Source organism: Arcanobacterium ihumii (genome assembly GCF_900604515.1).
Taxonomy (GTDB): Bacteria; Actinomycetota; Actinomycetes; order Actinomycetales; family Actinomycetaceae; genus Arcanobacterium_A; species Arcanobacterium_A ihumii.
In genome coordinates this window covers 33,013-57,978 of record NZ_UWOS01000003.1, presented here as the reverse complement: position 1 = coordinate 57,978, position 24,966 = coordinate 33,013, and the positions used below count along the sequence as shown (strand labels likewise).

Genomic DNA, 24,966 nt, shown 5'->3' with positions numbered 1-24,966 from the left:
AAGCTTGGCTCGAGATCTATAGCTCAAGCGTATAACAGAAATGTACGATCTTGAACTTTCTTTTTACAAGCCTTGCAAAGGGGAGCCTTATATTTGCTGAAATCTAGCCGTTTTTAACTGAAAACTTTTTCATACGTTTACATAATGGTGGTGAATGTTGGCTTAGGGCGTTGCGCTTACGCCGTTAAAAATGAGGGGAGCCATTATCGGATGGATCCCCTCAAATTTATTTCTTTAATAGACCATATTCAGAGCTTCATGAACTTCGCGTAAGGTCTCTTGTGCTTGCTCACGAGCCTTTGCAATACCTCGATGAAGTACATCTTCGAGGTAACCAGGATCTTGTGTGAGCTCAAGACGCTTAGTTCGAATTGGTGCAAGATGCTCGTTGATGGCTTCCGTCACGACCTTCTTTAAGGTACCGCCGCCACCGTCGCCGATGCTCTGAGCGATTTCAACTGGATCACCGCCGGTTGCAAGTGCTGCCAAGAGCAGTAGGTTGGAAACCTCTGGGCGATTAGCTGGATCGAAAGTGATGTTTCGATCCGAATCGGTAACTGCCTTCTTGATTCGCTTAGCAGTTTCGTCTGCAGTCATGCCTAGCTCGATGGTATTTCCGCGCGACTTACTCATCTTCGTGCCATCAAGTCCAAGGACGCTTTCAGCTTCGGATAGGAGTGCTTGTGGACGTGGAAACACCGACTTGCCTGACTTTGCTAGTCCGTAGCGAGCCTCGAAGCGATCAGCGATAACACGAGCCTGCTCAAGGTGTGGCAACTGGTCCTTCCCAACCGGAACGATATTTGCCTTGCAGAACAGAATATCAGCAGCTTGGTGGACCGGGTAGGTGAGCAACAAACCGGACATTGGGCGTCCGTCGGTTGCATCGAGTTCCGCCTTAACGGTTGGATTACGCCGTAACTCGGCATCCGTGACGAGGGACAGGAACGCAAGCATGAGTTCATTGAGCTCAGGGATTTGGGAGTGAGCAAAGAAAGTTGTTTTCTCTGGATCCATACCTATCGCAAGGTAGTCAGTTAGAAGTGAATACACACGTTCTTTGAGTGGTCCGACGCCGTCGCGGTCAGTGATTACTTGGTAATCGGCGATAAGGAGCCACGTATCCACACCCTTTTTCTGGAGTTCAACGCGATTACGCAAGGATCCAAAGTAGTGACCGATATGAAGATTTCCAGTTGGACGGTCTCCCGTCAGAACACGAAAATCGCTGGGATCTTTCTCAATCGCAGCTTTAATTTTGGTGCTTACCTCACGAGCATGCGCCAACGAGGCATCGGAGGTGGCATTTTCGAGTGCGTCTTGAACGTTATGTGAAGTCATTTCCTCTTCCTTTACTTAAAAAGCATCCTACCGGTTGACAGCAGGGCAGGAAAAATTAAATAGTTATGCCGGCACGTGTGAAAAATACAGACGCATGGACAGTGCTGGCAGCGTGGTCAATGAACCCGACTCATAACTGTTGAAAGTCGAACACGGAATCTCCCAAGTAGAGTCCCAAACCAACTCAAAATCAGTGCCACGCCCGTGGGGGAGCTGCACCTCGACGTCGTTGATGCTTCCATTGAGAATCATCAAGGCATCGGGGCCATTGCCGGCTCCAGAACGGAGCATCTGGAGAGTGCGTACCTGGGAGTCAAACCACTTGTAGTCTGCCATCGGGTTGCCGGACGCATCGAGCCATTCAAGATCACGAAGTGAATCCTTAGGCTGAATTTCACCGGTATAAAAGGTGGTAGGGCGCAACACCTGGTGCTCTTGACGAAGTGCGTTGAGGTAAGAAACTGTTTGGTAGAGGTTCTGCGCATGAAGATCGTGATCCCAGTTCAACCACGAAATTTCGCTATTTTGGCAGTAGGCATTGTTATTTCCCATTTGGGTGCGGAGTACTTCATCGCCAGAATTGAGCATTGGTGTTCCTGCACTGAAAAGCAAGGTTCCTAACATGTTGCGAATGGAACGACGACGCTTCGTCGCGATTTCGGAGAAAACGGTTGTGGTGTCGTCGCCCTCAAAGCCATGATCGCCTTCGAATCCATGGTTCCATGATAGATTGTTCGTGGTTCCATCGGAATTGCCTTCTAGGTTGGCTTCGTTGTGCTTCTCGTTGTAGGAGACGAGGTCGCGTAGGGTAAATCCATCGTGAGCGGTGACGAAATTGATTGAAGAATGGATTCCGCGTCCACCTGGAATACGTCCGTGACCGAATAAATCGGCGGAACCAGAAAGACGAGTAGCTAAATCACGCAAATCCGAACCTGTTCCACCAGCGATGATTGATGCAGGCTCAGTGAGCCAAAAAGCACGTGCAGCGTCGCGGAAACGATCATTCCAATCCGTTGTGGGAGCTGGGAAATTACCGGTCTGCCAACCGTTTATCCCGATATCCCAGGGTTCGTTAATGAGTTTAACATTGCTCAAAATCGGATCGGTTGCCATCGCAACATAAAGAGGATGCTTACGGTTAAAGGAATCTCCTTCACGGCCCAGCGTTGCAGCTAGATCGAATCGGAATCCGTCAACTCCGATGCACTCAACCCAATAGCGAAGGGAATCCAAAGTCAGTTGAACCACCGGATCGCGTCGGAAGTCAAAGGAATTTCCGCATCCGGTCGAGTCTTTAAGAGCACCTGGATGGTGGGAATCGTGGCGATAGTAGGCGGTGGAATCCAATCCGCGCCAACTCAAGGTAGGTCCATTGACTCCAGCTTCGCAGGTGTGGTTGTAGACGACGTCAAGGATGACTTCGATACCGGCGTCGTGAAGTAGGGAAACCATCCCTTTTACTTCGTTGATGACGCCGTTTGGTCCCGCGTGTTGGTTTGCTTCTGTGGCATAGCTGGGCTCGGGTGCGAAGAATGAAAGAGTGTTGTATCCCCAGTAATTTTCCAAGCCACGCTCGGTGAGGAATGGCTCGGAAAATTTGGCATGGATAGGAAGTAACTCAATTGCAGTGATGCCCAAATCCTTGAGATAACGAATCGTTTCAGGGTGAGCAACGCCGGCATAGGTTCCGCGCAGTTCGGCGGGAATTCCAGGTAGACTACGAGTAAGGGAAACTACGTGGGCTTCGTAAATAATCGTGCGGTTCCACGGAGTAAAAGGATGGCTGGCGGGAATTGCATCCTCGTGTACGACCATACCGAGTGCGGCAAACTTCGCAGAGTTCAATGTACTGATTTGAGAGCCGGCGGCTGGGGTGAGATCATCGTTAACTTCGTGGGCATAGAGTGAGCTATGGAGTCGTGGTGACTGTGCAAATGCCCGAGCGTACGGGTCAAGCAGAACTTTTGCTGGATTATGGCGCATCCCTGCGTCTGGGTCCCAACGTCCATATACGCGAAAACCATAGGCTTGTCCGGCATTGATACCAGAGATGTGACCTTCCCAATTGCCATGAAGCGTTCGATTAAGCTGGAAAGAGCGTTCGGTCAATTCGCTTCCCTCCCGGTCAAAGAAGCAAATATCTACTCGATTGGCATGACCGGCATGCATATATACATCAACACCGCCGTCTACTAGGTGGACGCCGAACCGAGGTGGATAGCAGCGAACTGGCTCGGATAGGGGCGACATACTTTCAACGAAGTGCTGACGGCTCGTAGTGTCAATCGGTGAACTCACGGATTATATTCTGGCAGTTAGGTTTAATTTTCTGAAATCATCAACGAATGCGGAGTGTCACTTGGATGAAAGTTGAGTGGTTCTGACCGGATCTGGCACCTGTGAACCTGAATTTCTATTCGCAAGCCCTTAAACTGTGAAGGTGAAGATTCTAGCTGCAATGTCTGGTGGGGTGGATTCCTCAGTCGCTACCGCCCGAATGGTCGAACAAGGGCACGATGTAACCGGGGTTTATTTGGCTTTGCATGCCAATATGAAGTCTGACGTAGTACCAGATGGACCACTTACTGGTTGTGGGAATCCGCGCGATCGCCAAGATGCGGCTAGGGTTGCAGAATTATTAGGAATCGATTTTCAGGTCTGGGATTACGCCGAAGTATTTTCGAAGTTGGTTATCGATTATTTTCTTGATGCCTACCAGCGCGGATACACGCCTAATCCATGTGTTCACTGCAATGAGCACGTGAAGTTTGCCGTCCTTCACAAGTTTGCGGCAGAGCATGGTTTTGATGCGGTAATCAGCGGGCATTACGCGCGCACACTTCACCGAAGCAATTCAGGAACCGGGTTCACTCAGTTGCGACGAGCTCGGTACAGAGGCAAAGACCAGTCCTATGTATTATCTGCGGTTGGCTTGGAGACTTTGGAACGCTCATATTTCCCACTGGGTGATGCTGAATCCAAAGACGTGATTCGTGCTGAGGCAGAGCGTCGAGGGCTTGGTGTTTCTAGCAAGCCTGATTCATACGACATCTGTTTTATTCCCGACGGCGATACCCGTGGTTTTATAGAAGCTCGGCTCGGGAAACAGGCCGGTGAGATCCAGGATGAAAATGGGAAAGTGGTTGGCGAACACGCCGGTGTTTACGGCTACACTATCGGGCAACGCAAGGGACTTGGTCTTGATCGATCAATCCAAGGAAAAGAGCCAAAGTTCGTAATCGACGTCGATGCGAAGTCAAATATCGTTACCGTTGGTCCGAAAGAACTTCTGTCCGTTTGTTCAATCCGTGCAGTGGATGCCAATTGGTTGGCACCCGATATTAATACTGGTGACGCCTTGGAGGCTTTCGTTCAAGTCCGCGCACACGGGCGTGAACTTCCTGCGAGTATCACCCTTGCCGATGGTGTAATGGATATTGAACTCCAAGAACAGGTACGTGGTTTGCCGCGCGGGCAATCCGTCGTCGTCTATCGTGAAGACCGAGTTCTGGGCAGGGCAATCGTCGAGACTACTAGGCGCTAATCGACGATCTTAGCTTTGGCGCTCTGCCAGTTTTGATTCAACGTCGCTAATACGTGGGTTAGTCATTGTGGTGGAGTCCCAGAATTCCAGAGTTGGGACTATCTGATCTCCGCCATTGATTTTGCCAACGTGCTCGGCAGCCTTTGGATCTTGCTCGATATCTACTTCTTGAAAAGGAATATTTTTGGCGAGGAGCTGTTTTTTGAGGTTTTTGCAGTACCCGCACCAGGTGGTGGTGTAAAGCGTAATAAGATTGTTGGTCATGGTTGTAGTCTAAATGCTTGATAGTTGACGGAACACTTTTCCAAGCTCGAAGCGAAAAACTGTGGACACGAAAATGGGAGGGAACCGTGTGCCACACTAGAATAGAAGCAACGAAAAATTTAGCTGGCATTTTTGATTTCTAGTAGTCTGTATATTTTTGTTGTCCAAGAGAGGGATTCGAATTGACCGAATACCATAATGAGTTGTTAGAGGATCTTGATCCTGAGCAGCGCGCTGTTGCAACGTCTCTCTATGGACCGATGTGCGTGCTCGCAGGTGCAGGAACAGGAAAAACGCGTGCAATTACCTATCGAATTGCTCATGGTGTGCATAGTGGGGTTTACGATCCTCGGAATGTTTTAGCAGTTACATTCACCAGCCGAGCAGCGGGGGAGATGCGGGCGCGTCTGCGTGATCTAGGAGTCGGTGCGGTTGAGGCTCAGACTTTCCATGCCGCAGCACTTTTCCAGCTGAGGTTCTTTTGGCCAAATGCTATTGGTGGCCGCGTGCCGGAAATCAAAGAATACAAGCTGCCATTTGTTTCTCAAGCTGCTTCACAACTTGGCATGCCAACAGATCGAGTTAGCTTGAAAGATTTGGCAGAAGAAATCGAGTGGTCGAAGGTCTCGCTTGTTTCTCCTGATGATTACGCTGCGCGGGCTATTACGGAAAACCGAGTTAATATTGCTGATCAGTCACCCGCTGATATTGCCCGCTTGATCTCGGTTTACGAAGAAGTGAAACAGGAAAGAAACGTTATTGACTTCGAAGACGTTATTTTAATTCTGATCGGTATTATGCGTGACCGTCCTGACATCACTAATCGAATCAGAAATCGTTTTAAACATTTTGTGGTTGATGAATACCAAGACGTTTCGCCGATGCAACATCGACTTTTGCAACTCTGGCTCGGAGATCGCAGAGACCTGTGTGTAGTTGGCGATGTTTCTCAGACGATTTATTCTTTTACCGGAGCAAAATCCACGTATCTATCTGAGTTTATTAAAGAATTTCCTCAAGCACAGACGGTGAAGCTCAACCGCAACTATCGTTCTACTCCACAGATTGTTGATCTTGCTAATTCAACCATCTCTTATGACCAATTGAACGGTGCCGTACATCTGAAATCGATGCTACCGACCGGACGCCCGATTGATTTTTCGAAATATAAGGATGACGGCGACGAAGCTTCAAACATCGCAGGGAAGATCCTCAGTTTGAAGAATGAAGGCAGGGAATTGAGCGATATCGCGATTCTTTACCGTACCAATGCACAGTCGGTTGCTTTTGAAAACGCGCTGGCACAAGCTGGGATTTCTTACTCGCTGAAGGGTTCAGAGAAGTTCTTCAATCGTCGTGAAGTGCGCGAAGCTATGGTGGCGTTGAGGGCGGCAGCCAGAGCCGAAGAAAACCTCGAGCTACCTGAACTGGTTTCCAATACCTTGAAGGGGATGGGCTGGCGGCCTGATGCTCCTGAAAATTTGGGCGCAGCCCGCGAGCGTTGGGAGTCTTTACACGCCTTGCTAAACCTCGCAGAAGATATGTGGACTAACCGGCGTGCAAAGATCCGAGACTTTGTAATTGAATTGGAAGAACGTTCTCAGCTACACAACGTTCCTACCGTTAATTCGGTAACGCTTTCGTCGCTTCACGCCGCAAAGGGTTTGGAGTGGCCTGTAGTTTTCTTAGCTGGAATGAGTGAAGGGCTTATGCCTATTTCACTAGCTACGTCGCCAGATAAGGTGAGTGAAGAGCGGCGGCTTCTTTACGTTGGACTCACTCGTGCTCAAGAAGAACTCTATATTTCCTATGCGCTTGGCAATGGCTCACGTAGTAATCGTAAGCTCTCGAGGTTCTTAGAATCGGAATGGCCCGAGGAAGTTTCTGCGTCGACTATGAAACGCCAACGCTCTAAAGCCACGAAACAGAGCTTCTCGGAGGAACATCCGGAAGATGTTGCGCTATTCGAAGCGCTAAAGCAATGGCGCCAAAGCGTTGCTGAAGAGATCGAAAAGCCGGCATTCGTGGTGCTCCACGACGTCACGTTGATGTATATCGCAGTGCAAAAGCCTAGGAATCTGGAGGAACTAGGAAGAATCAAGGGAATTGGGCGAACGAAGTTAACTAGGTACGGATTCGATATCCTTTCGGTGGTTAATCCCAATGTGATAGGCGGACGGCGCTAGACCGCCGAGCTAGGTAGCGATTGATGGTTGAGCTTGGAATTATCGGGATTCGATTACGTCTTTGCAACCGCATCGAGGATGAACCGTGGCCTCAATGAAGCACGGCAGCTCGGGTGCTGGCGGAATAATTACCGATGATTGAAAAAGCACTGATTCGAAGCCATCTATGAAATTGAGGGCTTCGCGTACAGCAAACCCTGCGCCGAGTTGGAAACTGGTGAGTTCAGGGAGAACTGGGCGACCAGAATATGCTTGGGGAGCGAAATAAACCCAACGTGCGTCGTCGTCTAAACGCTCTAGGTATACACAGGTACCACATGGACTACGGTGTGGAACTGAAAGGGGACCGATGTGTACATCGACTTCTTCTATCCAAGCTTGGAGAACCGGTATTCCTTTCGAAAGATGGTTTCCCACCGCGATCGGATCGATGCAGTGAGAGCTAGTCATTACCACTAAATCTGGGGAAGACGTGGGTTTGAGTTGCACATGAGGGTTGACTTCCCGTGCCAAAGTAGTGAGCGCTTGAATGCGTGGTAGTCCGAAGAAATCACTGCGAGCACGTCGGTAGTCATAGTCTCCGATAAGCTGTACATCTTCAGAGGAAATTGAACCGATGCCACCCGCAACTAGATCCAATGCGATCGCGAAGCCCAAAGCATCGAGCTTCGGAATGGCGATGTGTGCAATCTGCCGGTGATCGGGGAGACGATGACGCAACCTCCACCAAGCATCACCGTCGGCGAGGTAGGGGCGATCGTGATCGAGTAACCCAGCCTCATCAAGCTGGAAAAGAATTTCTTTGACGCGATCCTCGGATATATTCTTAGAATTCGCCAGCGCTTTTATGTCTAGGTCAGTGTGAGAAATAGTTAGTGCATCTACAAATCCCATTTCTTTCTCGGTGAGATTTGTAAGTGTTACCCCTAGGCGTGGATCTAATCCAATCTGAGCGGCTTTTGGAGACCACCAATAAATACCTAGTCCGTTGTTGATATGCATCTTTGCTCCTAATATTCCTCAGTTCTGGATTTAGGAGCTTATACAAAGACCACTGTTGGGTGGGGTGGGTTTCCACGATTGTGGAAACCCACCCCACCCAACAGGCTACGTCCGCTAGATTAGATTATTTGCCTGATTCGGATTCACCGAACGGTTCTGATTCGCCAAATTTTGGCTCGTGTGGAATGTCCGAGCTACCTTCGCTCGATTCATTGAAGAGGTCTTCTAGGAATAAATCAAGCTCAGCTTCAATATCCGAGGCGGAATCCGAAGCGAAGAATTCTTCGGGGTGTTTGAGCATCTCAGAGCTAGGGAGAAGATCAGGGTGATTCCAAAGGGCATCCCTACCGTCTATACCAAGCTTCGCTTCCGCAAGCTGCCAGAACTTTGCTGCGTCTCTGATCTGGCGCGGAACGAGTTGCATTCCGAGCTGTGTTTCCCACACGTGCTTAGCCGGGTTGTTCGTAGCAGAACGCCTAGTAAACATCTCACGCATAGGCACAGCATTGGGAAGATGTGGAGCAACTGCTCGGGCCGAGATCTCTGAAACCCATCCTTCGACCAGGGAAATCAGATGTTCAAGCCGAGCTAGGGCATCGTTTTGCGCTTCCGATAGATCAAGTGAGAAAATGCCGCTCAAGTCAATCTCCTGCATAGCTGCAGGGTTCTCCATAGAGATATCGCGCAACTGTTCCTCAATTGCATCAGTGTTAATCATAATTCCCTGAGCAAATTCAGCTACTGTGTCAAGGACCCGAGCTCTCAGCCAAGGAACCCGAGTGTAAAGCCGAGCAGCTGCCGCCTCACGAACTGCCACATACGCCAAAACTTCCGAGTAATCGATATCTAATTCTTTGGCGAATTCAGCAATATTAGAAGGAACCAGACCAGCCGAAGAACCTTCCATCAATGGGATACCAGTATCGGTAGTTCCAAACGATGCGGTGGCTAGTTCAGCAAGTGCCGCTCCATATTGAACTCCTAGCATTGAGGCAAGAACTTTGCCCATAATCTGGGTTGGATCACCAAGCATTCCTCGCATCTCAGGAGGCATATGTTCGATTTGAATATCAAAAGATTCGGAAACTGCTCTTACGATATTTTCACCGACCGGATCGAAAAGTCGTTTAAAGGTCGGGAGTGAATGCGCAACCCAGTCAAGACGAACCCATGCAAGATTCGGTCCAATAGCCGGGTCTAATTCGCAAGCGGCATCGAGCCAAAGGGAGGCTGTACGCAAAGCATCGCGTGCGGCGTCGCCCTCCGTGCCACTGAGCTTGTCGAGGTGCTTATTAACAATTGTTTCGCGGGCCACTTGCTCCGCGATCTTCCAGTTAATGGCACCTTCGCCCGAAGAGCCAAGCATATCTTGAATTTGTTGGCTAATGACGGTGAAATCTTGACCATTGAACATCTGCGCCATCTGGGCATTGGGATCAATACCCTCTGTCTCAAACGCTCGAGCTACTTCTTGTGCGGCTTCGTCCCCAAGAATGGCACGAAGCATCTGCTCAAAGTCGTTTGGATTCTGGGCATTGTTCGGGTCTTGACTCATATGATCCTCCTACATCTACCCCAAGCGTAGTCGCAATAACTAGAAAGTAACAAGAAATGAAACTCCGCACTGGGCGAACGTGAGTGTGCCCATTTTCGTCAGGATCTTCCAGCAATTTTACAGGAATGCGTGACATTATAGTTGAGTGGGTATTAACAAATTCAACACAAAGAACCAAATGCATCGAGTACGCCTCGCGGGGCTGGTTTTTACTGTGCTACTCCTAGTTGTTTCGGTGATTCCGTCTAGCTTCGTGGTGCAAGCAACGGGACCGGCGCTGGATGTCAATTCGAAGGTCGAAGGAAAACCGTTAGTTTCGGTCAGCGGGGTAAGCACATATCCTACCGATACCCATCTATTTATGACTACCGTTAGCGCTTTCGGAAATGGCGACGCCGGTGCTCCTGTGGCGCAGGCAGTTACGGCTTTGTTCCGTAAAGACCTGCAAGTTATGCCAGTGCGCGTGATGTTTCCAGATAACTTGACCACTAAGGAAGTGAAGGCGCAAAACACCAAGGCGATGACGACGTCTCAAGATACAGCTGCATTAGTTGCATTTGAGCTTGCGGGATACCCAGTTTCTATGAATCTTAAAATCGTTGGTCTCAATCGGGCATACCCCTCCGGAAAGCTATTGAAGTCCGGTGATATTATCAAAGGCATAAAGTTAGCCAGTGAACAGCAGTTTCATGATATTTCTTCGTTTAAACAGCTATCTTCGATCCTAGATAAGACCGAACCAAAAACAAATGTTACGTTGCGGGTTCAGCGGGGAGGCGAAGTGCGCGAAGAAAGTTTCGAAACAATTCCGTATCCAGCAGATCAGCAGGGATGGGTTCATCCTGGTTCGCTCCTCGGAGTCGGACTGGAAGTAACTGATGTGAAGTACCCTGGAAACGTTAAATACATTGTTGACGGGATCGGTGGACCAAGTGCCGGCACGATGTTTACGCTTGGCATCTTTGATCAACTCACCGAAGGATCGATGGGTGGAAAGGCGTCAATCGCGGGTACCGGAACGATTGCGTGGGATGGCGATGTCGGGGCAATCGGAGGAATCGAGCACAAGTTACAGGGAGCATCGGAACACGGTGCAACTAATTTCATCGCCCCAGCCGCTAACTGCAGTGAAACAGTTGGCTATGAACCCAAAGGAATGAAAATCTGGGCAGTTCGCTCAATTGACGAAGCAAAAGCAGTGGTTGAAGGAGTAGCGAAGGGCGATACCAGTAAATTGACTTCGTGCCGTGCCTTACTTGATGGAATCAAAAAGGATAAGTAGCTCTCTATCGATAGTTACTGTTAATAGCACATCAACGTGGTTGTCTATTACTCGAAAGTTGCCTTAAGAATTTCGGTTAGACCCTCAACGATGTCTGGACCAGACAAGACCATGTCGTCGGCATCATGGTCTTTCATACGGATCGCACCCCAAGTTTCACCGGTGCGTAAGACGGCGGCAACCATGCGTACGTCTTGACGATCGGGGTGTTTTTCTATCGCCTTTGTGAGCTCACGTTCATCTTTAGGCAGGTTGACCTCTGCTGATGGTGGTAGAACCACACGTTCAACAGAAAGCGCTGCGCCGTCAACCTCATTGGGCCACATAATATGACCAAGCAGCTCGTCAAGGCTGTCGACTTCTGGAAGGCCTTCTTGTTCTACAGAAAAAAGAACATCTGGATCTGTAATCGAATCTGCTTGCACATCTGCTGGAAGCTCTTGGGCGAGTGCAGGGTTGGAATCTAGTGCTGCACGTGCATTGACTAGGGCGAAGAGGCGAATAGGCCCATCCCATCCACCACGAGAAACGTGCTTTTCGATTTCCAATGTTGCGTTGCGTAGTGATTGTGAAGAAGTCATAAGGTTATTCTTTCATATTTTTGAGCTTGGGCAGATCTGACAGATGCTGAAAATCGCTTATTTCTGATAGTGTTTTAATTGATTACCTTTCGCCGTCGTCCTGCAGAAATGCGTGCGCGAGCGGAATAAATACAACGTGACGAGGTTTTTGGATTGTCTACTTCACAGGTACCACCGAAAATGCCACAACCGAAGAAACCTAGGGTCAAAGGCGGCGCAGGCGGGGCATTTTTGCCAACGCTTGCCGTGCTTGGGCTTCTGGTTGCGGGAATTGTGGTTTTTGCATCGTTTTGGACTGAATTGAAATGGTTTGAGCAAATCGAAGCTGCACGCGTTTTCTGGACGCAATATGGTGCATGGCTAACTCTTGCTGGACTCGGAACAATTGTTTTTGCGACTTTGGTTGCCGTCAACTTCCGCATTGCAATGGGAGGGAAGTTCGGGAAGAATACAGTTCCTGTATCCGATCCCGTGTTGGCTCCTGTTTCAGGACAAGCAAAATTCAACCGAATCGCTCGTAGTAAGCCATGGTTATCGTTGATTCTGGCACCACTACTAGTAGGTTTATTCGCGGGAAGTACCTTGGGAACCGACTGGCGTTCATTCCTTCTCTGGATGCATTCCACACCATTCAATCAAAAAGATCCAGAATTCGGTTTGGATATCTCTTTCTATGTTTTCAGCCTTCCAGTCTTGCATCTGCTCTTGAGCTACTTCTTTATGCTTGTTGCTATTTCGTTGCTCGCGGCAGTTGCTGGTTACTGGATCAACTCAGATATTTTGACAGTCAAAGGTAAGTTCAAGGTTTCCAAGAAAGCACAATGTCACTTTGGAATCTTGGCAGCTTTGGCAACTCTCGGTATTGCGGTTTCCTACTGGCTCTCGCGCTATGACCTTTTGCTTGGAAACAATGATCGTTTCTCCGGTGCAAGCTTCACTGACATTAATGCTTCTAAGCCAGGTCTAACGATCCTTGCTATATCGATAGTGTTCATCGCGATTCTATTCGCAGTGGCTGCTGTTCGACGCACTTGGAAACTCGCCGTCATCGGCGTTGTATCGACCGTTGCTGCAGGTACGGTTCTTACCGGCCTTTACCCAGTTCTTTTGCAGAACTTCAAGGTTGATCCAAACGCTGCTGAACTCGAATCTGAGTTCATCCAGCGCAACATTAATGCGACCTTAAAAGCATACGGCCTGGATGACGTAGATACTCGTTCTTATGCTGCACGTACTGACGCAGCTCCTGGTCAGTTGCGTCAGGATTCGCAAACCGCGGCACAGATCCGTCTTCTTGACCCGAACATCGTTTCGCCGTCTTTCAACCAGCTTCAGCAGAACCGTCAATACTACGAGTTCCTGCCACAGCTGTCGGTCGATCGCTACAACATCAATGGAAATATGCGCGATACCGTTATTTCGGTACGCGAACTAAACCTCAATGGACTTGATGATTCACGGCGCTCGTGGGTTAACGACCACACCGTCTTCACCCATGGTTTCGGTGTAGCTGCAGCCTATGGAAATACGGCGACGACGAAGGGTGACCCTGCATTCTGGGAGGCCGGTATTCCGTCGTCGGGAGAAATGGGCAAGTATGAATCGCGTGTCTACTTCGGCCAAAAGTCTCCTGACTACTCGATCGTAGGTGCACCAAAGGGAACGGATCCTTGGGAACTTGATTACCCAGATGATTCCGCACCTAACGGGCAGGTTAATACCACTTATAAGGGTGACGGTGGCCCAAAGATTTCGAACCCTTTCGAGAAACTGATGTTCTCGGTACGGTTCCGTTCAACCGAAATGTTCTTCTCGGATCGAGTCACTCCTGAATCGCAGATTCTTTTTGATCGCGACCCACGCGAACGTGTTGCTAAGGTTGCACCGTACTTGACTCTCGATACCAAGGCAGTTCCGGCTGTTGTGGATATGGACAACAATCCAAATACGCCGAAGGATCTAGTGTGGATTATCGATGGGTATACCACATCAAATAATTATCCATATTCAGCTCGTGAGACTTTGAATGAGCTGACCGCTGACGCTCGCACCAAGCAGAACCAGATTGGTCAGAACCCTGAACAGATCAACTACATTCGTAACTCGGTTAAGGCTGTTGTTAATGCTTACGACGGTAAGGTAACGCTATATCAGTGGGACCAAAAGGATCCAATTATCAATGCGTGGAAGAATATCTTCCCGGGCCAAGTTACTCCGTTGGACAAGATGCCAGGAGATCTAATTGCGCACGTTCGTTACCCAGAGGATCTATTTAAGGTTCAACGTGGGCTCTTGGCTCGCTATCACGTAACAGATGCTAAGTCCTTCTACTCCGGTGGAGATTTCTGGCAGGTTCCTCGTGAACCTACAGTTGATAACGAAAACCGCCAGGCCCCTAACCAGCCTCCTTACTTCTTGACTCTGCAAATGCCTGGTCAGGATCATGCATCATTCTCTTTGACGACGTCCTATATCCCTGGTGGCAATACGAACCGCAACGTGATGACGGGATTCTTGGCAGTTGATTCGAATGCAGGGAGCGAGACCGGAAAGATTGCTGATTCGTATGGAAAGTTGCGACTTCTTGAGGCGCCTCGTGACTTGACAGTTCCTGGACCAGGACAAGCAGAGAACACGATGCTCACTAACCCAGATGTATCCACCGCATTGAACCTATTGCGCCGTGGTGGGACAGAAGTTATGGAAGGTAACTTGCTGTCGTTGCCAATAGGTGGGGGAGTTCTATACGTTCAACCTATCTATGTTCAGGCATCAACTGGAACTAAATACCCAACCTTGCAATATGTTCTTGCCTTGTTCGGAGACCAAGTTGGTTTCGCACCTACCTTGGATGCGGCATTGGATAAGGTATTCGGTGGTGATTCTGGTGTAAATGCGGGAGACGCTGCAATTAAGGCAGAGAAGACGGCTCCGTTGCCAACTCCGGATGGAAAGGTTAGCTCCGGATCGGGAGACGAAAAGGAAGAAGGAAAGAAGCCTGAAGGAAGTGCTGATGCGCCAGCACCAGCTCCTGCACCTGCTCCGGGTGTTGCTGGCGGCACCGGACAGGAGAAGCTAGATGCTGCATTGAAGAAGGCAGAACAGGCTATTTCTGAGAGTGAATCGGCACGGAAGTCCGGTGACTGGAGTGCCTATGGAACTGCCCAGAACAAGCTAGCTCAGGCGATTAAGGAAGCAATTGATGCTCAGAAAGTCCTAGGAAAATAAAGGAACACTAGGCGTTGCTGACTTATGAGGGAGGGTGCCTTTGCTCGACGTGAGCAAAGGCACCCTCCCTCATCTTGATAAATATACCGGTGACAGCCTAGAGTAGAACTACCGACGCGGGGTGGAGCAGTTCGGTAGCTCGCCGGGCTCATAACCCGGAGGTCGCAGGTTCAAATCCTGTCCCCGCAACTAAACCAGAATCCCTGGACTCAACAGAGTCTGGGGATTTTGCTTTTTCCAGCTCAACCGTCTCTTCGGGTAACAAATCGGCAATTGAAACATCGAGAAAAGCTGCTGTTTTAACAAGATCTTCAACAGACCATGAAGTTTTCCCTGCGATCTTAGTAGACATTGTTGCAGATGTAATACCAAGTTTGTCTGCCAGTGACATTTGCGTAAGTCCGCGACGTCGTAACCATAAATTAACGCGTTCGCCAACAATTTGCTTAGCAGTCATGTTTGTAGTGTACGTATCGTTCAATATCGTCATATTTCGACTATATCGAAATTAGATGAAATGAACAAGTTATTTTGCCTTGACAAAGTATTTTAGATCAAATTAGAGTTACACTAGATAGTTAGATTTAATCTAAACAGTAAGGTGTGGGCAAGTGAAGCATCTACTTTCCATCACGGAGGTTGCACAACTTCTTCAAGTAAGTCGGGGCACGGTGAATAACTGGATCAATTCGAACAAAGTCGCCCATATCGTTTTGCCTTCTGGTCAGTTTCGTATCCTACGTGACGAGGTAGAGAAGATTCTTACCCCGGTAATGTCGTCTGTTTCTTCTGCTGATGAAGTATATGAGGATGTTCCTTTGTTTCGCGAGGGTCTCTGATGGATATGAATCGTAGGGACTGCTGTAGGTTTGGTTGACACCAGGGTTGCTTCACGGGTGTGGAGCACGAAAGGATGTTGACATGCCAAAGATCTGCAACGAGCAGTTTAAAGCCGACGCGGTCGCACTGGTTGAATCAGGGATGCGCCGCCGGCAAGTATGTGCTGATCTGGGTGTCTCGCGGTCCTTGTTATAGAAATGGATCACTGACGCCCCCCCCTACAGGCTCACGGGATGAGCCCCTCGAACGATCCGGAGGTCGCCAAGGAGATGAGCGCTGCTTTGAAGCGGATTCGTGAGCTAGAGATGGAAAACGAAGTCCTGCGTGCCGCAGCAGCCTACTTGAGCCAGGAGGCGATTCGCCCAAAAAGATCTTCCCGACCGTGGAAAAACTGATCGCTCAAGGAAAGGCAACCTTGACGATTGTGGCTCGGGTATTGAAATTCTCTCGCCAAGCTTTTTACAAATGGCTAGCCAGCCCTGTCTCAGACAGACAAGCCCAAGACGAGGAAATCATTGCTAAGATTCGCCACTTCCACGCTGATACACTAAACACAGTCTGGGTCACAGATATCATTGAGCACTGGACGAGGGAAGGGAAACTGTATCGATGCGCGATCAAGGATCTGTGTTCACGCGCAATCGTTGGGTTTGCGACTAGCGTGCGGATGAAATCGCACTTTGCTGTGGCGGCACTCGAGGACGCAATGAGGAAGCGTGGTGGGCCCAAGGGCGTGATTGTTCACTCGGATCGCGGCTTGCAATTCCGATCCAGGAAATTCCGTGCCGCGTTGAAAGCCTTCGGTGCGAAGGGATCGATGGGCAGAGTCGGAGCGTGTGGGGATAACGCTGCAATGGAATCTTTCTTCGCCCTCGTGCAAAAGAATGTCCTTGACCGCAAATCCTGGGTGACCCGGTGTGAGCTTTCAGCATCGATCACCCTCTGGATCGAACGGACTTATCACAGGAAGAGACGCCAGCGAGCGCTGGGGAGGTTGACACCCATCGAATACGAAATAATCATGGAACCAGCCGTATCAATCGCGGCCTAAAAACCAGAAGGAAAACTGTCAACCAAACCTACAGCAGTCCCCTTTTTCTTTAATTTTGGCAGCGACGTCGCTGCGTGTTTGTTTGTGCTCTACCTGTTTTTCGAGTCTGGCTTGTGCCATTTTGAACCCGTGCTGCATAGTATCGACGTCTGCTCCTTTGAAATGAACATGGGTAAGTCCATCGCTTCCTTTTTCTATAGCGAAATCGACGCCTCGTTTTTTCAAATCTTTCGAAAGTGCGGACACGAGTTTGGGGGAGACTTCTTGTGAATGGATGTCCCCGTTATTTTTTTAGTTGGAGTTTTTTCACGCTCATTTTTCCACCCTCAGGTGAACCGGGGAGTCCGGGTGTTTTAGAAATCTCGCGTGTAGCTACACGCACGACGTCTGCTAAAACTGTTGTTGTTAGCCGGGTGCATGTTGCGTTTACTTTGATCCCACTACGTATTGCTTGCATGGTTAACTGGCTGCCCATACCCTCGAAATTTAAGATACTCATCGTCTCGGTTCCTTTCGGTCAGGTTGTTGATTATTGAGTTCTTCAATCTTGGAAACAACCGCGCGGTAGGCGTTTAATTCATCGGTTAATTCTGAAATCTGTTCATCCCACCGTGCATGGTCGTGGTCAATATCAGCTGCTTGTTGACGCGAAATAATCGCCGACGATAGTTCGCTTTGGAGCTCATGCAAGCGTGTAGTGAGTTTTGTGAAGTGCTGCGTTTTATCGTCGGAGTGAACATAGTCAGCAAACATGTTGCTGACTTTCGCCTCGTCGTGTAGTTTTTCTACTCTGCGGTCAATGCCCGCGAAATAGGCTTGTTGCGCGCTCGTTTTACCACGCTGGCTAGGATTGTTTTGATGGAGCACGCGTGCTGTTTTGAGAGGATCTGTGCGTGAAAAGTGCCGGTACAGACCCTCGGTTGTCAACGGACTACCGTTCAAGCGTCCTTGCCAATCAGACGGCGAAAAAGTCTGAGAGTTCGGCAAATATAGTCGGTAGTGTGTGCCATGATCATTAACATGGTGAGCATCCACCATGATGAATTTATGAGGGTGAACCCCCGGTAGTTGCACACGAAATGTTTCATCGCCCGCATACTTCACAAGGCGTTTTTGAACAATATATTCGCTAACATTTTCGCGCCCGAGCCGTGACATGATTGCGTGTTCGCTAAACGCAACCCCTAACGTTTTACCGCGAACTTTATTCTTCATAATCTTGGGTGCGTTAAAAGAAATGTTTTCACCAATGAACTCAACACTGATCCCCATTTCTTCGAGGTTTTCAGTAAAACTCTGCCAAGAAAACGCGTTAGTAATCGCAATATCTATCAAAGAAGCAAGTTTTATCTTCGACGATTTACCTTTCGTTTTCGCATAAATTTCACCAATACTGTGCCCTAACTTTTCCGGGTCATCACGCTCGTTCCATTCACGAGTAACCGATAAACCCTCGCGCTTCGTGATCTGATTACATATCCGCCGATACTCAAACACCCGGCTTTTCGGCATCCGATACCGGCGCAACGTTTTGCGATTTACAGGTGAAAACATGATGTGGTTATGGACATGACCACGATCAGTATGGGTCGCAATCACATAGTCATATTGATCGCTACCTCCAAGAATTTTCTCAATAAATTCCACACCTAACTCGTGTGCTTTAACTGGATCTACTTCACCGGGAAGAAACGACTGGATAACATGGTTAGCCATCACACTCCCGCGTTTACCGCGCTTCCTAGCAAGGTCTGCTTCCAGTTGAGTACTACGCATACCCCAATAAACAGACTCAGCAATCGAAGGGATCCCACAGTTAGATGACGTTAAAACACCGCCGTTAGTTTTCGACTTATCAACCACATATTCAATCGCTGCTTTAAACGTTGTATGAATCTGTTTTACTTTGATGACCGCCATGAGAACTCTTCAACTCTTGCACAATATGATGGACTTTCTCCAACAACTCCAGAGCCTCATTAACCGCTTCGAGTGAAGCAAATTATCAGTATTCGCCTTACGTGCGATCTGGTTAATATTGTTCCCAATCGGTCCGAGCTGACGAGAAATCTCATCAGCAATTGACGCAGAATTAGAAACAGTAACAATGCCAGTTGTTAGAATTTCACGAGCAAATTTCGAAAAATTTCTTTGCTCGCAAAGTCGCATACGGCGACCAGCCATGTCCCAATCAGCGGCAGACAATTTGAACGACCTCGTCAAATCCCGCTTCGAGTTCTCCCCGGAAGACCGTGGCTTTTCCACGTCTCCTCCTAATGGGTTTGGGTACTCCAAGCATACCACGACAGTGGCAAGACAGCATTCGTAAAGTATTACTTATGCTAATCTTGCTACCAAGACAGCCTAGGACGTTCGCCCTAGGCTGTCTTGGTTGTTTTTGCTCGCCGCAGCTCGACGCGAAGAAGAGGAAACGTCTAAACACGTTCACGCGTTTAGACCTCGTGCACGAAACGATGTTTCGTGCACTTAGTTCTTCAAAACTGCGCGACAGTTTTGAAGAAGAATCAAAGCGAGCTTCGCTCGCAGCAGGGATAGAACTGTCAATAAGGCACAATATTGAGAAGGCTTAACGTTGGTAAATACCCTTTTTGAAAATCAATTCACAAAACAAAATTAGGATTAATATGATAACGAGTCTACTTATAAACATGGACTTGAAAGATCAATTCATTTAGGAAAGAAATGAAAAACATCAAGAAGCTGATCGCTTTATCAGTCGCACTAATGGCAACCTTTTTCGCCCCTAGTATTGCGACCGCGGACACAGCAAATAACACAGCAGATATCACAGCAGCACAAACCAACGTTGACTCCACTCATTGGTCACCAGGCATGGTCAAGACAAATGTCTCTTACCTAGTCCAGTCAATTGATGAGCACACAGCAATAATCTATCTCGATGGTGGATATTTCGAAGCAGCCGGTGGAAATACTAACGATGTTCTTATCAAAGAAAATTCCGGAGAAACTATTTCTAAAGCCGTAGGCTATGCGTCAACGAAAATTATCTCCAAAACGGTACTTCTGGTCGGAGACAGTCAAGCCGATTTGGACAAACCGCAAGCTGTTACACGCGGTTTTTGCGCATTTGGGCATAACCCGAATGGGTCATGTCGTGGTGGAAGATTCTGGAAACCAGCGAAATGCGTTATCGGTACGGCTGGAAGTGGCGTACTCGGAGGTATAGCAGGAACCGGAGTAGGTGCTACCGGTTGGGGCGTAGCTGGCGGTGCGGCAGTCGGAATCGCAACATTCTGCTAAGAAATAAATAATCGTGTGGGGCGAGAAAAATATTTCTCGCCCCACACGATTCCAAAGCAATAGATTATTCGGATTTCTCTTCGCTAATTTTCCTTCTTGCAATAAGAGAAACAACAATAAAACCAGTGGCAACTACGACCCCTCGGGTATCACCCGTTAAAGCTGAACCTATACCCACGAAAAGCATACATAAGATTCCAATAATTTGAACGTATACATTTCGAAAGAAATCATCAATTTTCATGTGCTGTCTTCTTAGAAACTAGAATGCTTATTGATCAACTTACTTTGTCACGCTATCACAGAATTGAATAGGTATCGATAAAGTCATCTTGAATCTACAAACACGAAAAATAAGTGCTACATTCACCAGTGCAGACTCTTTGCCTTTGAATCCAGCAAGGAAATATTCAAATGCAAAACACTCCTTCACTCGATCCAGTTATCGATTTCTTTCAAGCAAAAGAAGAAAGCCTGAAAACGCAAAAGGCAGCGTTCAAAAAATTACAGAGCTCTATCAATCGCTATGAAAAAATCGTGAACGATATTCTTCACCAACGTGACCAACTCGAAGCGTCTGGTATGAAACGTGACGAACTCATCCACGCCCTCAGCGCAACCGGAACGCTCGCCCGTCTTCTCAAAGCAACCACTGTGAAACATACACAACGAACCCCACCCGCACCTGTCGAACCTTCGCCCGATACCACACCCGACACGTGGTAAAGGTTTGGGAGGACAGCGACTCGGTGTCCTCCCAAACACAGTTGCTCCTAACTACCTGCAACAGGTGAAGGCAGTCCCACGATCAAAGCGTGGCGAACAAGCAGCGCAAGACTGTAGCTAGCGTCGGCGTTCAACGCTAGCTCGGTTTCGAGCTCGGCAGTCCCACTATCGCCACTCCACCACGCAAGATAAGCAAGCACACCATGCAAGGGGACACTCACAACATCAAGGTAATTATCGCAAGCACGCAACACGCACATAGCCCGTTCCACAGAAGCGACATTCAAAGACTGAGCACACGCCCCGTTAAGCACATCATCAAACGTGCCAAGAGCTATATCCACCCTTCCTGTTACTGCTGCAATGAGAACATAGTCGCGAACCTGAATATTATCCAAGCCACGCAGCGCCTGTCCAAGACCACGTGCACCCACACGCTTGTTAGAAAGCAACACCTTCCACAACTAACATCAAGCATCGGCTCGCTATACGCCTGTGCAACAACCGCTTTGAACGACTCAACATCGGTTACTTCAATGCTCATGATCTAACCTTTCGATTATCTTGTGGACGTTTGTTTGTCCGGCTGACAAAAACCAGAAACGCGATTGATAACGATGAAGTGCAACCCGTAGGGCAGGGGCAGAAAAAGATTGACTGCGGTGATCTCACCCATACGCAGCTTTAGCGCAGTGTGGGTGAGATCAGGGCAAAGTCAATCCTGCCCAGGCGCTCAAACGCTTGCGCGAAAACCGTAATCGCAGCACTGGTAACTCAGCCGGAACACACAATCCCCAGCACGCACAGCGTGCACCACTAGTACGGATCTAAGATCCGTCCAATCCACGCGCGAAGCGCACCACACAAACAAAAGAAAAATAATCCGATTCCGCTGCACTGAACATCCAGCTTTATGAGATAATAAAAGAACGTAGATGCTGACGGTCGCGAAGCATCAAAAGACAACAATCTTTTGATGAAAGGCCAATCATGATCACCATCTACACCAAACCCGACTGTGCACAATGCACAGCGACAAAACGCGAATTCGATAAAGCCGGTGTCAGCTACACAGAAATCGATCTCGCCCGCAACCCACACGACATTAACCTACTCAAAGCACTCGGACACTACACTGCACCCGTCGTATTCTCCGGCACCAGCCACTGGTCAGGATTCCGCAAAGACCTCATCCGCGACGCAATAAAAACAGCCACACTAAACGCCCCTCCCGTGCAAGAACCTGGACGCGGGGCGGAGTCGCAAGCGCAGCCACTCAAACCAGCCAAACAGCATCGGTGAGGAGTGGACAAACATGGCTTTATATCTCACCTATGAACAAGCTCTTGCAGCGCAGCAAACAAACATCACTACAAGGCAAATGGACTACTTTGACGGAGTGAAAGAATCACTCACACGCGAACTGAGCTCATTCGTCAACAGCCGTTATAACGGCATGTCGATAAGCGAAAGCGACGTATATGTTCGCGGCCTCAACTATTTAACAAACTATCTTAAATACGAGACCATCGACTTTGAAGAAATGTGGAGCGCCGCAAACTGCCCACCCTTACGCCAATACCCACAATACGTTCGCTCCGACGCTCTATCCATCCACATGTATAATGAGACAGGCGTCGATGGGCAGCAAAACATCGCGACATCACCACGTCTCCAACAAGCCGCTGCTTCACGATGGCTCATCGCGGAATGGTTACCAACCATGTTGCCGCAAACCTACAAGCACTTAACCGTGCCTGTCAGAAAAGACAACGCAATAACAATCTACACAAAAGCAAACTGTGTTCAATGCGTTGCTACCAAACGCCAGTTTAATAAAACAGGTACCCCCTTTAGCGAAGTATCGCCCGATCAATACCCAGACCTGGTTGAAAAATTCAGATAACAAGGCTACACTGCGGCACCCATCGTCGAAGTCGAAACAGGTGCAAACCGTCAAACATGGACAGGATTCAACCTACAAAACATACGAGCCGCGATCCGCCTTAGTGAAGAAGGAAAAACAGACATCATTGTCCCAAACCATCAACCTAAACGCATGATGCCCGTGCAAACCGATACACCCGCACCTGTGACACACCAAAAATCACGCAGCCGATGAACTTGGAAACAAAGAGGGCGACTACGCTAAACGCAGCCACTCTCTTCTTTCTATAAATTCTAGTATCTGTTTTCTAGTAGTCTCACCTAAATACTGATCCAGAAAAGGACACCAACGATCATTGCTCCAAAAGCCGCCAGTGCTTTTATGTAGAATTCTCGTGTATATATTCGACGTTCGATTCTGATAATGAACTTTAAAAGGAAATAATTGATAGTGTGGTCAATATTTCGCGAACGAATGATGAGCACGAACGATGCCGCCGATTAGCCTCTCCCTTAGCTTGTCGGTAAATAAACTTATATCCAATTTGTCGATTTCGAGAAAATTGAAGGACAGGTGCAAGGCTGTGGATTAAGCTACAACCACCAACTAGAAAACAAAGGAGTTTTTATGAAAACTACACTGTACGCTCTCACGTCATTACTTCTAGGAGTTGCGCTTACCGGTGTCGGAGTACCTTCGGAACCTTCACTATTGGGATCTGACAATTCCTCATACACACAAGGCTTATCTCCTCGGCCACCGCACTGCACAATCAAAGTTGGACCGGGCTACCCCAGGAAAGCTGGAGAAACTATAAAATGGATTGGTGGAGTTAAATATCTTTGCAACGAATGTGTCCGTGTTGGTACAACTTGGGGATGTACTGACGCGATAGACCCGATTAAGTATGATGAATAAACAATAATATCTACCCGTGGAACTTCAACGAGAAGAAAGCAATCCCTACTTTAGGTGATTATGATAAAAAAAATAAAGAATATACCCAACGTATTGCTCTACCTGTTTGTGTTTTATCCACCTGTGTCGTTTATCCTTCAAAACCTATGGGTATATTTCGACGCAACATCTCTAAGTACAACTGCCCTAGGCTTTTACGTGGATGTAGGCAATATTTTCCCCCCGTACAAGTTCCACGGGTTCATCTTTTATTTAATATGGATGATTGCTTCTTGGCTACTATTTATGAAGCTGACCAACTCAAAACAATCACCAATTATCGCTAAACCGGATCTAGAATCCACAAAAACATTTACTTATGGCGTGGTAGGAACAATTGCCATGCTCTTGATTTACCCTATCTTGCAGCGTGAACTCGTTGTATTGGCACAGCGTTTCCAAATAGACGAACTACTGAGGAATGCTACCGAAGCCACTTTTGACCTTGATTACTCAGGATATTCGCCTCTTGCCGATACATTATCTGGATCGGTCATGGGAGCAACGGAAGAAGTTGTTTTCACAGGTATTGTCCTATGGTTATTGATAAAGAAAGCGCACATAAACACTTCCATCTCGCTCATCATCATGGTTGTTATCCGTGGAGTAATTCACCTACATATGGGATCAATAACTTCGCTGCTCTTTATGGCACCCCTTGCGGTGTTCACAGCCCTCTACTTCATCAAAACGCACCGCATTTTGCCGCTATTTTTGGGGCATTTCATCTTGAATTTTGTGCTGATAAGCAATATGTCCAAAGCAAAATCGAGCATTGTTGTGGCAACCCAATTCATTGAGCACTACCTTTTCCCGCTTATTTTGACGTTCGGAATCATTTGGATCGTGACAAAAAATGGTAAACAAAAACTTCATTAATGTGACAGCGGTGTTCCTGTTAAAATTCCGTCCAATTTAATGTGGTGAATTGCTTCAAATGCGGCGCAGCAAATTGTGGAACAGTAGGGTCAAAGAAATCCTGACCAGACCTTAGCGCTAGCATATCGCTCATTATCGCCACACTGATAACTCGGTCAGAACACCCAGAAATCTAGCATGTTATGCGTTAACCACTTCAATGTGTGTATCTAGAAACGAAATTGTTTCAAATATTCCAAGGTGAAATAGCTGGGTTAAACACGTTACTAGGGCGCTCGAAATTACTGATTATGTCATTGGAATTTAGGAAGTTAGGTTTTATTTTTCTAGCGACAGCTAATGCGATAACTCGCGACG

23 protein-coding genes, 1 tRNA gene and 1 pseudogene are annotated in these 24,966 nt (G+C 48.1%); 12 read left to right on the top strand and 13 right to left on the bottom strand.

Annotated features, from left to right (window positions below; all coding sequences use genetic code 11):
* Positions 1-234: 234 nt before the first annotated feature.
* The gene (gene trpS / locus EIH22_RS07635) at positions 235-1,341 is read right to left on the bottom strand and encodes a tryptophan--tRNA ligase (RefSeq protein WP_124055227.1); all 1,107 of its coding nucleotides are present in this window, start codon (positions 1,339-1,341) and stop codon (positions 235-237) included.
* Between the two features lie 63 nt (positions 1,342-1,404).
* Complete coding sequence (glgX, locus tag EIH22_RS07630) at positions 1,405-3,642, bottom strand: glycogen debranching protein GlgX (protein WP_235001827.1); 2,238 nt, start codon at positions 3,640-3,642, stop codon at positions 1,405-1,407.
* Between the two features lie 142 nt (positions 3,643-3,784).
* Between glgX and mnmA the strand changes: the two genes are divergently transcribed.
* Complete coding sequence (mnmA, locus tag EIH22_RS07625; RefSeq protein ID WP_124055226.1) at positions 3,785-4,888, top strand: tRNA 2-thiouridine(34) synthase MnmA; 1,104 nt, start codon at positions 3,785-3,787, stop codon at positions 4,886-4,888.
* A 9-nt stretch (positions 4,889-4,897) separates the two neighbouring features.
* Here mnmA and EIH22_RS07620 read toward each other — a convergent pair whose 3' ends face one another.
* The gene (locus EIH22_RS07620; protein ID WP_124055225.1) at positions 4,898-5,152 is read right to left on the bottom strand and encodes a glutaredoxin domain-containing protein; all 255 of its coding nucleotides are present in this window, start codon (positions 5,150-5,152) and stop codon (positions 4,898-4,900) included.
* Between the two features lie 182 nt (positions 5,153-5,334).
* Here EIH22_RS07620 and EIH22_RS07615 point away from each other — a divergent pair, with 182 nt between their 5' ends.
* Entirely contained in the window at positions 5,335-7,338 is a 2,004-nt protein-coding gene (locus EIH22_RS07615) for an ATP-dependent DNA helicase UvrD2 (protein ID WP_235001826.1), read from the top strand.
* Between the two features lie 39 nt (positions 7,339-7,377).
* Here EIH22_RS07615 and EIH22_RS07610 read toward each other — a convergent pair whose 3' ends face one another.
* Both EIH22_RS07610 and EIH22_RS07605 read right to left on the bottom strand, forming a co-directional pair.
* Positions 7,378-8,340: a hypothetical protein gene (locus EIH22_RS07610; protein ID WP_124055224.1), complete on the bottom strand. Its 963-nt coding sequence runs from the start codon at positions 8,338-8,340 to the stop codon at positions 7,378-7,380.
* A 124-nt stretch (positions 8,341-8,464) separates the two neighbouring features.
* The gene (locus EIH22_RS07605; RefSeq protein WP_124055223.1) at positions 8,465-9,895 is read right to left on the bottom strand and encodes a zinc-dependent metalloprotease; all 1,431 of its coding nucleotides are present in this window, start codon (positions 9,893-9,895) and stop codon (positions 8,465-8,467) included.
* Positions 9,896-10,040: 145 nt separating this feature from the next.
* On the opposite strand from EIH22_RS07605, the gene EIH22_RS07600 reads away from it, so the two are divergent.
* Positions 10,041-11,177 carry a YlbL family protein gene (locus EIH22_RS07600; protein ID WP_124055222.1) on the top strand — a complete coding sequence of 379 codons (1,137 nt, stop codon included), beginning with the start codon at positions 10,041-10,043 and terminating at the stop codon, positions 11,175-11,177.
* Between the two features lie 47 nt (positions 11,178-11,224).
* Here EIH22_RS07600 and EIH22_RS07595 read toward each other — a convergent pair whose 3' ends face one another.
* A complete protein-coding gene (locus EIH22_RS07595; RefSeq protein ID WP_124055221.1) occupies positions 11,225-11,758 on the bottom strand; it encodes a PPA1309 family protein in 534 nt (177 codons plus the stop codon).
* A 180-nt stretch (positions 11,759-11,938) separates the two neighbouring features.
* On the opposite strand from EIH22_RS07595, the gene EIH22_RS07590 reads away from it, so the two are divergent.
* Positions 11,939-14,986: a UPF0182 family protein gene (locus EIH22_RS07590; RefSeq protein WP_124055220.1), complete on the top strand. Its 3,048-nt coding sequence runs from the start codon at positions 11,939-11,941 to the stop codon at positions 14,984-14,986.
* A 115-nt stretch (positions 14,987-15,101) separates the two neighbouring features.
* Positions 15,102-15,175: transfer RNA gene (locus tag EIH22_RS07585), tRNA-Met, on the top strand.
* On the opposite strand, the gene EIH22_RS09170 is transcribed toward EIH22_RS07585, so the two are convergent.
* Positions 15,135-15,443, bottom strand: coding sequence for a helix-turn-helix domain-containing protein (locus tag EIH22_RS09170; RefSeq protein ID WP_407640838.1), 309 nt, complete (start codon positions 15,441-15,443; stop codon positions 15,135-15,137). The two genes, EIH22_RS07585 and EIH22_RS09170, sit on opposite strands and share 41 nt — an antisense overlap.
* 154 nt (positions 15,444-15,597) lie before the next feature.
* Here EIH22_RS09170 and EIH22_RS07575 point away from each other — a divergent pair, with 154 nt between their 5' ends.
* Together EIH22_RS07575 and EIH22_RS07570 are read left to right on the top strand one after the other, a co-directional pair.
* Positions 15,598-15,825: a helix-turn-helix domain-containing protein gene (locus tag EIH22_RS07575; protein WP_124055219.1), complete on the top strand. Its 228-nt coding sequence runs from the start codon at positions 15,598-15,600 to the stop codon at positions 15,823-15,825.
* Positions 15,826-15,907: 82 nt separating this feature from the next.
* Positions 15,908-16,877: pseudogene (locus EIH22_RS07570) on the top strand (IS3 family transposase).
* An 18-nt stretch (positions 16,878-16,895) separates the two neighbouring features.
* Here the strand turns inward: EIH22_RS07570 and EIH22_RS07565 are convergent.
* The 4 genes from EIH22_RS07565 to mobC are packed head-to-tail and all read right to left on the bottom strand — an operon-like array spanning position 16,896 to position 19,046.
* Positions 16,896-17,123: a DUF3801 domain-containing protein gene (locus EIH22_RS07565; protein ID WP_160149053.1), complete on the bottom strand. Its 228-nt coding sequence runs from the start codon at positions 17,121-17,123 to the stop codon at positions 16,896-16,898.
* A gap of 37 nt (positions 17,124-17,160) precedes the next feature.
* The gene (locus EIH22_RS07560) at positions 17,161-17,376 is read right to left on the bottom strand and encodes a hypothetical protein (RefSeq protein ID WP_124055217.1); all 216 of its coding nucleotides are present in this window, start codon (positions 17,374-17,376) and stop codon (positions 17,161-17,163) included.
* Positions 17,373-18,797, bottom strand: a complete 1,425-nt coding sequence (locus EIH22_RS07555; RefSeq protein WP_124055216.1) for a relaxase/mobilization nuclease domain-containing protein — start codon at positions 18,795-18,797, stop codon at positions 17,373-17,375. Before EIH22_RS07555 ends, EIH22_RS07560 begins: the two co-directional genes overlap by 4 nt.
* A 9-nt stretch (positions 18,798-18,806) precedes the next feature.
* A complete protein-coding gene (gene mobC / locus EIH22_RS09165; RefSeq protein WP_407640837.1) occupies positions 18,807-19,046 on the bottom strand; it encodes a plasmid mobilization relaxosome protein MobC in 240 nt (79 codons plus the stop codon).
* Positions 19,047-19,580: 534 nt separating this feature from the next.
* Between mobC and EIH22_RS07545 the strand changes: the two genes are divergently transcribed.
* On the top strand, positions 19,581-20,159 hold the full coding sequence (locus tag EIH22_RS07545) for a hypothetical protein (RefSeq protein ID WP_124055214.1): 579 nt from the start codon (positions 19,581-19,583) through the stop codon (positions 20,157-20,159).
* 64 nt (positions 20,160-20,223) lie between these two features.
* On the opposite strand, the gene EIH22_RS07540 is transcribed toward EIH22_RS07545, so the two are convergent.
* A complete protein-coding gene (locus EIH22_RS07540) occupies positions 20,224-20,403 on the bottom strand; it encodes a hypothetical protein (protein ID WP_124055213.1) in 180 nt (59 codons plus the stop codon).
* A 170-nt stretch (positions 20,404-20,573) separates the two neighbouring features.
* Here EIH22_RS07540 and EIH22_RS07535 point away from each other — a divergent pair, with 170 nt between their 5' ends.
* Positions 20,574-20,885, top strand: coding sequence for a hypothetical protein (locus EIH22_RS07535; RefSeq protein WP_124055212.1), 312 nt, complete (start codon positions 20,574-20,576; stop codon positions 20,883-20,885).
* 47 nt (positions 20,886-20,932) lie between these two features.
* Here EIH22_RS07535 and EIH22_RS07530 read toward each other — a convergent pair whose 3' ends face one another.
* Entirely contained in the window at positions 20,933-21,337 is a 405-nt protein-coding gene (locus EIH22_RS07530; RefSeq protein WP_160149052.1) for a DUF4192 family protein, read from the bottom strand.
* 538 nt (positions 21,338-21,875) lie between these two features.
* Between EIH22_RS07530 and EIH22_RS07525 the strand changes: the two genes are divergently transcribed.
* From EIH22_RS07525 to EIH22_RS07515, 3 genes are all read left to right on the top strand, one after another.
* Entirely contained in the window at positions 21,876-22,187 is a 312-nt protein-coding gene (locus EIH22_RS07525; RefSeq protein ID WP_124055210.1) for a glutaredoxin domain-containing protein, read from the top strand.
* A gap of 13 nt (positions 22,188-22,200) precedes the next feature.
* Entirely contained in the window at positions 22,201-22,791 is a 591-nt protein-coding gene (locus tag EIH22_RS07520) for a glutaredoxin domain-containing protein (protein WP_124055209.1), read from the top strand.
* A gap of 1,098 nt (positions 22,792-23,889) precedes the next feature.
* On the top strand, positions 23,890-24,609 hold the full coding sequence (locus EIH22_RS07515) for a CPBP family intramembrane glutamic endopeptidase (RefSeq protein WP_160149051.1): 720 nt from the start codon (positions 23,890-23,892) through the stop codon (positions 24,607-24,609).
* Positions 24,610-24,966 lie beyond the last annotated feature (357 nt).